General features: G+C 49.6%; 7 protein-coding genes. 2 read left to right on the top strand and 5 right to left on the bottom strand.

Features of this window, described 5'->3' with window-relative positions:
• Window positions 1-783, top strand: a 783-nt coding sequence (locus AB5Y76_RS07900; protein WP_368177707.1) for a DUF4113 domain-containing protein, incomplete at its 5' end; no start/stop codon positions are given.
• 44 nt (window positions 784-827) lie between these two features.
• Here AB5Y76_RS07900 and AB5Y76_RS07895 read toward each other — a convergent pair.
• Entirely contained in the window at window positions 828-1,049 is a 222-nt protein-coding gene (locus tag AB5Y76_RS07895; protein WP_263717422.1) for a hypothetical protein, read from the bottom strand.
• Window positions 1,046-1,969, bottom strand: a complete 924-nt coding sequence (locus tag AB5Y76_RS07890; protein WP_263717421.1) for a viperin family antiviral radical SAM protein — start codon at window positions 1,967-1,969, stop codon at window positions 1,046-1,048. Before AB5Y76_RS07890 ends, AB5Y76_RS07895 begins: the two co-directional genes overlap by 4 nt.
• A gap of 185 nt (window positions 1,970-2,154) precedes the next feature.
• Between AB5Y76_RS07890 and AB5Y76_RS07885 the strand changes: the two genes are divergently transcribed.
• On the top strand, window positions 2,155-4,869 hold the full coding sequence (locus AB5Y76_RS07885; protein WP_263717420.1) for an ankyrin repeat domain-containing protein: 2,715 nt from the start codon (window positions 2,155-2,157) through the stop codon (window positions 4,867-4,869).
• Between the two features lie 88 nt (window positions 4,870-4,957).
• On the opposite strand, the gene AB5Y76_RS07880 is transcribed toward AB5Y76_RS07885, so the two are convergent.
• From AB5Y76_RS07880 to AB5Y76_RS07870, 3 genes are all read right to left on the bottom strand, one after another.
• Window positions 4,958-5,998, bottom strand: a complete 1,041-nt coding sequence (locus AB5Y76_RS07880) for a Fic family protein (protein WP_263717419.1) — start codon at window positions 5,996-5,998, stop codon at window positions 4,958-4,960.
• A gap of 122 nt (window positions 5,999-6,120) precedes the next feature.
• Window positions 6,121-6,789, bottom strand: a complete 669-nt coding sequence (locus AB5Y76_RS07875) for an inovirus Gp2 family protein (protein ID WP_263717418.1) — start codon at window positions 6,787-6,789, stop codon at window positions 6,121-6,123.
• A gap of 428 nt (window positions 6,790-7,217) precedes the next feature.
• On the bottom strand, window positions 7,218-7,394 hold the full coding sequence (locus AB5Y76_RS07870) for an AlpA family transcriptional regulator (RefSeq protein WP_013724060.1): 177 nt from the start codon (window positions 7,392-7,394) through the stop codon (window positions 7,218-7,220).
• Window positions 7,395-7,472: the final 78 nt, after the last annotated feature.

Here is a 7,472-nt window from a genome sequence, read left to right as displayed (position 1 = left end):
GGCGGCGTCGTGGACTTGCGTGACGAGCTGCGCCGTGCCCGGCTGATGGCTATCACCCCGGTGGACGAGGTGTGGGGCATAGGACGGCGCTTGGGGGCCAAGTTGGTGGCACAAGGCATCAACACCGTGGCTGACCTGGTGGCTAGCGACGCCAAAGGGTTACGCGCCCAATACGGCGTGGTGGTCGAGCGGATCGTACAGGAGCTGCGTGGCCTGCCTTGCGCAGAGCTGACCGTTGAACCGGCGGCGAAGCTGCAGATCCTCTCGAGCCGTTCCTTTGGTGAGCGCGTGACTGACCGTGGAGAAATGGCCCAAGCGTTGTCAGGCTTTATGGCTCGCGCAGCCGAGAAGCTGCGGGCCGAGGGGATGTGTTGCCAGCGGGTGCACCTGTTCGTGCGAACCAGCCCCTTTGACGAACGTGCGCCTTACTACAGTGAGCAGGCTGGCGTCCGGCTGGTCTCCCCTAGCGATGACACCCGGTTGCTGCTGCAGCAAGTGAACGTGCTGCTACCGCAGATTTGGCGCGACGGTTACCGTTATCAGAAGGGGGGCGTCATGCTGAGTGAGTTCACCCCCAAGGGGCAGCAACAGGCCGACTTGTTTGCCCCGTCCTCTGCTCAATCGGACGCGCTGATGGCCGTGATGGACCAGATCAAAGCCAAGGGATTGGGGCGAGTAGGCTTTGCCAGCCAAGGCACTGTGTCGTCTGAGTGGATGATGCGACAAGCGCACCTGAGCCCCTGCTACACCACCCGCTGGGAGGACCTGCCGGTGGCGAGGTAGAGCTACATTCACCAGCTCAAACATCATACGGCCGCAGGATATACCTATAAAACAGGCATATTCGCTACAGATAAAATACCCTTACGCAAATCTCGCCGTAGATTATACAAGCAACGGCTGTCGCTGGGTGACCTGCTCACTGTCAAAGTCAGCAGCCCATCAGGGCTGGTCAGCCGCCCATGTTTACCACCATTTTGAAAGGCCCACCCCTGACGAATCAGTTGGCGGATCAACTGATCGATATCTTTATTTGTACAGTACTTCATACGCCCACATCCATATTGGTCTGGATATAGCGTGCGCAAAATCGCTTATGGTCAAAGCTCATTTCGCTAAAGGCCATCCCTACCCCAACCTCGAGGATTGGCCGACTGTAGGTATAACCCTGACCAGCAGCAGGCAACAGAGGGGTGTTCTGAAAAAAGCGCCCGTATGGATCAACCATCAGATATGACTCATGCATGTCTAGGTTGTCCTCGATACAAAGGATTTGAGAGAAAGGATTATGACGAGAGACAAACGAGGCAAACTGTTCGTCATTAACAGCCAGGTGCTGATTCACCACAGGCAACATGCGTAGGACTTTCCACTTATCAGGTGCAAGCCTCACGATCAGAGCACCGAGATCTTCGTGGTGATTAAGCTGGTTAACCACTGTATTAAGCTTGATACGCAGATCTGGGTTTAGCTGGCGAGCCACATTCAGACTGGCGACCAACTCATTCAAATCAAGTTGTCGACCAAGGCGATCAACTCGCCCAATTGCTTGATTGTTTGCGGCGGATGCTGAATCAATGCTGATACCGAGCCAAGTCAGTTGTGGTGCGAGGCTGTTTAGCAGCCCATCGTTGAGATAGCTACCGTTTGTTATTAACGAGACCTCGAAGCCGAGGTCTCGTGCTTGGGTGACGATGGATGGAAGTTTGCCTGCATGCAACAATGGCTCCCCACCCGCCAGATTGAGTCGTACTGAACGCCATTTGAATTGACGAGCTAATGGGTTTGCTCTGTTTTCCGGTCGAAAGAAATGGTAAAGCTCGGCCAACAACTTTGCGGTTCGTTCCGGATCTCGGATCAGTTCTTGCTGGCATGTCATTTTATGCCAAGTCGCATAACAGTAGCTGCAACGATAGTTACAGGCTTCCGTTAAGTGCCAATTGATAACGATTTGGACGGGTAGCGACATGATTAGGCTCTCTTTGGTCAAGGATATGCAAAGGGTGCCTATGGATTGGCTTAAACGATATGAAGCACCGTGTACCCCCCCAGTTTTGCGGCCTGTAAGGGGGGGTACAGCGCATTTCAGTGATCCGATGGATAATCATTGCCAGAATGGTCGAGACATCAGACAACCTCAGGATGAGACACAACATGAGCACCTTGCCACTACCCGAAGCCATCTTGCTGGAAATTCATCAAAGCCTTGGCTGCCAAAGCTATCCGACAACCAAGAAAACCAAATTTGCGACGGGTCAGATAAGTCTTAAAGCTCACCAACGTATGGGCGAAGAAGTCTTTGACGATATCCTTAGGGCACTAGGGTTCGACCCGCTTGCACAATCAGATGCACTCGACAACTTCATGGAGTTTGTGCATGCCTATAAGTTTCTCGAGCTCAACACTTGGACATTTGCCGCAGATCAACGCCAGATCATCTGGACGATGTTGACACATTTTTATATGCCGAATCTGGCCCGACGGATGGGTTTTTGGAACCTTGAACCAGCACTAGATAGAGGTATGCCGGGCGGGCGTTTCTGGTATCTTCCAGAGCCCTGCGAGGTAAATGGCAAACCAAGCCTATATATGCCAGTTGCCCAAGTGGTCGATTGGCTGTTGGACCTGCTGGGTATGCCTATAGAGGCATTCGCAGAGCAACATAGTGAATTGCTCGAGGATAGCTATGATGGTCTACGCCGATCCTTATATAACTGGCGGAGCGGAACCACGATTCGCCCAGAGAGCATCGAGAAGTATTTTTCCGATGAGACAAAACTACGTTTTGATGGTGCGATATCACTCCACAACGATGGCCGCCCTTCTGCACAATTCAACAACGTTCTGCATTTTTTGGAAAAAAAAGGGCTGACTGCCGATCAGCTACGATTGGAAATCCCCATGACTCAACCTGGTCGCATAGAGTCAATTCTGGACGGGCAGGCTGATGAAGACGAGCAAGCCACCTTCGTGAAATGCATCGCTGAGCGTTATGCAGCACCTTTACCAAAAATTATCCGTCAACGCTTGTTACTTGCTCGGACGGTACAGGATGGTTATGTACGGCTACTCAAATACCTATTTCCCAATGTTGACAAGTTGTGTGCTGATCCCCAGCAAAATAAATTGCTTCAACTATTCGCCATCTATAAGGCTATCTACAACCTAACTATCGATGCATACCGATATTGCGGGGAGCAGGGTGAAGCAGCTGAAAATGCGTGGTTCGAAGCACATCTGCCTGAATGGGACAAACAAGGCATATTCCTTTCGATCCTTCCTTCTCGTCGGGAAACCGCAAACCGAGCACTTGCAGAGTTACTGACTCGCCACTTCTACCATACGCAGCCCGGAGCGATGCTTGAAGATCACTTTGCACTCGACGCAGCATCCGCTGTACCCATCATTCAAAAAAAGTTGGAACTCCTCAAAGCGCATGCTGATGAGACACAAGCTATCTATCGGTTGATTGACCGGATGAGAACCTCATCACCTTGGCGCGCCTTACAGACCGAGCATCGATATTGCGTCGTCAGTCAGGTCGCGCGGCATCCATCCCTAACTCTACGAGCCAAAGAGGCCGCTATCCAGCGTTTACATGAGATAGCAGCAACACCAGCCGAAACCATCCAAACAATTCTGTTCGGGCTGGACGGCTACCTGAATGGTGATCGCAAACAAAGGCCAAAAGACACAAAAACCAAGGTACAAGTTCTACTCGATGAAGCTGAAGCCAGCTCAGGATATGAGTTATGGAAAGCACCCATTTTGCAATACAAAGCCAAACACCTGCTGGCCAGTAATGATTTTGAAGGGGCAACCAAATTATTCAGAGAGGCGCTGGACGCTGCTTCGGAACGAAATTATGGCCCAGTGCGTGGTGAGATCGCGAGGGATGGTCTGGCCTTAGAAGTTGCCAACCAGAAACTAATCACCAATAACCACGAAAAATACTATCGGGAGATGCTGGCCGGAGGAATGATGGCCGAGTGCGATACGATTCCATCTATCGAGGAAATTGCACGCTGGGCATCCGATTATCTTTGGAATGACCTGTACAAACCCTATCCTGGTATTGAGACCAAAGTGCGCAGCATGCAAAGTACGATGGATACGTTGCTTAACGACCTGCTGCCATTGTTCAAAGCTGGCGATCAAGGAGGATTGCAAAAATGGATCAATGCCAATCGTTCATTGTTGAAATCTAGCCTGCCTGAAGTCGATGGAAATTCCGTATTGATGGCTCTGCTCAAGATGCACTCTCTGTTTCTGCAGAACATGCCGATGATGAAGCAAATGGTTCCACCCGAGCTGCAAAGTGAAACGCGTCGATTCGAAGCCATGTTGGCGCATTGGCGCTCGTTTATCGGCCAACTCGCACAAGAGAGCCCTAAACAACTAAATATTCCCGATATTAAAGGGCAAACCCCCTTGATGCTGATGGCTGAGAAAGGAGATACCGAGTTAGTCACCATCATGCTCAACGCTGGCGCAGATCCAGAAATGCAAAGCAGTAGCGGAATGACTGCTCTACATTCGGCGATCAAGTCTGGGGTAGATAGTTGTGTGGATGTACTCCTCGATCACCCCTGCAAGCGAGACAATCTCACGGATGATGGGCAATCACCACTGCACACAGCGAGTTGGACTGCCAATTTGCATGCCGTCAGGCGCTTACTACAACTATCCCCCAAACTCGCACGCCAGCGCAATTCTCAGGGAATGACCCCCCTAGAACGAATTAACTACTTGATCGACAACCCAAAAGCGTTAAAGCGAGCTCAAAATGGGCAACGTTGTGCCACCAAACAAGAGTTGCTCGCAACTGCAGAGTTGCTTGTGCAAGCAACTCCCATGTTACAGAAATAGATAGCAACTCATGTGAAGCCAATAAGAGATACTGATATCAGTATCTCTTATTTTATTACCTTTGTGGTATGCCGTATGAATGGAGATACTAATTGGATATTGAAGCGGGTATCAGGTCCAATACCTCCCAACGTCCGCTCTTACGCGGCCCAACAAAGCGTAATCGACCCTCCTTGACCAGCACGGCCACAGCTCTCTCCACGGTACTGGTCGACTTGCCAATCCGCTCTGCAACTTGCTTGAGCGTTATGGTCGGCTCAGCCGCCAGTTCCGCCAAGATGGCCTGAGGTGTTTTGACCCGTTTTTCTACCTGCGTTTCAACCTTCATTTCTACCCGCATTTTCTCCTGATGAGGTGATACTGCTGGTTGAATCGCAATCGCTTGGGCCAGCGCATCGCGCAGCGCTTCCAGTAGAAAGAGGATGAACTCGGTACAATCACTGCGACGATCAGCCTGACTCAGCTGCTGATAGTAGTGCTCCTGCCGAGCCTTGATCACCGTCTCCACTGGTAAGAAGGCCATGACAGGCTGCCAGCGACTCAAGATCACCGTCTGCCATAAACGTCCCATCCGACCATTTCCATCCGCAAAGGGATGAATAAACTCCAACTCATAATGCAAGGCACAGGACGCGATCAGCGGATGAGCCTCGGTCTCAGCCAGCCAGGTCAATAGCTGTCCCATCAAACGAGGGACCTGGTTCGCAGGGGGAGCCATATGCACTAACTGCTCACCTCGATAGATACCTACACCACCGCTACGCCAGTGACCCGCATCATCGCAGAGTCCACGCATCAGGAGTCCGTGAGCACCGAGTAGATCATCAGCGGAAGCCGGATCCCAATCAGGCATTGCTTCATAGGCCGCGAACGCATTACGGACTTCTTGGATTTCCCGTGGAAGCCCAAGCACCGTCTTTCCCTCAATCACTGCCGTCACCTGTTCAACACTCAGGGTGTTGTGCTCAATCGCCAAGGAGGCTTGGATGGTACGGATCCGGTTCTCCCGACGCAGCATCGGCACCTGGGAGCTCTGAGCAAACCGCCACTGCCCCACCAACTCGGCGATCTCCGCCACCCGGCTCAACATGGCGTGGGTCAGGGTGAAGGGAGGGGAATAGGCTGCCATGGGTTACTCCAACTGATGCGATAACAAATGAGGGTTAGCTTAACAGATCCGGGAGCAGAAACTCCCGGATCAGATGCCATCTAAAGCTGCAGTAAACGTCTTTTATCAACGCCAATAAGCCTTCAATTGTTACTCCCCCCGAAACAGCGGTACCCTTCTCCGCGCCTCTTTGTCTCGTTCTTAGCCAGATAGGCTGCCCGCACAAGCATCTTCTTGAACGACTCGGTATCATTCCGCTCAATGAGATACTCAGCATTATTGGGAAAATGCACCAATCCCATTTTTTTACAATCTTGCAGAGAGATATTTTCATCACTCACAGCGCTGTGCCACGCTACTCTTACTTTATTAGCAAGGTTCATTCTTTCCGATTCATAGTTCCCTAATTTGTAGTAAGCATCCCTATTTAAAAAAAACATCATGTGATAGTGAGGACAGGGAGCACCGGCTGTTTGCTCCTTAGCCCAAACGTATCTAATATCAGTCGAATGAACCCTTTTGCCTTCATAACGTCGTTCTGACTCATCGCACTCAATGAGCCGTTTAAGCCTAGAGAAGAACTCTTTAATTATCCTTGAGCCCGCCTCAGGCTTTAATGCTAAATACATTCCAAAAGCAGGGTCTTGTTGAAAACGGAGATCAACTCGAAAGGAAAACACTCTGGGGTAATGCTTAAAAGCGCTCTCCGATACAGAGAGGATTTTCTCTAAATTATCCACATTAAAGCTATAGTTCCGACCTTCGTAGAACTGCTGAGCAAGCAGGACATACTCTTCTATAGAAATAGACATTTGAACTCTCCCAATAGATTTTTGATAGACATTGAAGGTTTAAATCGTGATGGATGTATTTTGCGGATAGTGCCGTAGTATGTTTCAGACACGGTCTATTAACTGGTGGAATCACCAGGATAGTTTGTGTATAGATGCGATTAACATTTTCTTTGAATACGGAGTAGAGCAATTAAACTACCATGATAAGTGATGGCTATTGCTTAGCATGGTTCAAGCAGGCAGATTCATAGACTATCAATATATTTTCAATGAAGGTGTCATTGCATTTAAATATGCACATTCATTCAACTTAAAACATATATTACTATTACCTACACAAATGCATTGAATATCAAACCAGCCTGAAAACTCTTATCCCAGATAGGACAAGACTTGTAGCATGAGCAACAAGCTAATTTGTTCAAAATATTCTTCAGAAATTAGCCCTAGCGAAGATTTATTTTCTCTTCAATCCATGACTCTATTTCAGAGCTAACCCAAGCCACAGATCTTGGGCCGATCTTGACTGATGCGGGAAATTTCCCGTCATTCATCTGACGGTAAACAGATGCCTTAGAGAGTGATGTCATTGCCATGACATCTTTCAACTTAAGTAGTTTCATGATGAGCTCCTTTTGTCGTCCATAGGACGTGGTGCTCGTGTAAAAATATAGCGGAACAGCAACCATATATCTTGAACA

This window comes from Aeromonas sp. R1-2 (assembly GCF_040908505.1).
In the GTDB taxonomy this organism is placed as follows: Bacteria; Pseudomonadota; Gammaproteobacteria; order Enterobacterales; family Aeromonadaceae; genus Aeromonas; species Aeromonas veronii.
Note: the sequence above shows the minus strand (reverse complement) of the source record. Positions and strands in the feature narration are given on the sequence as shown.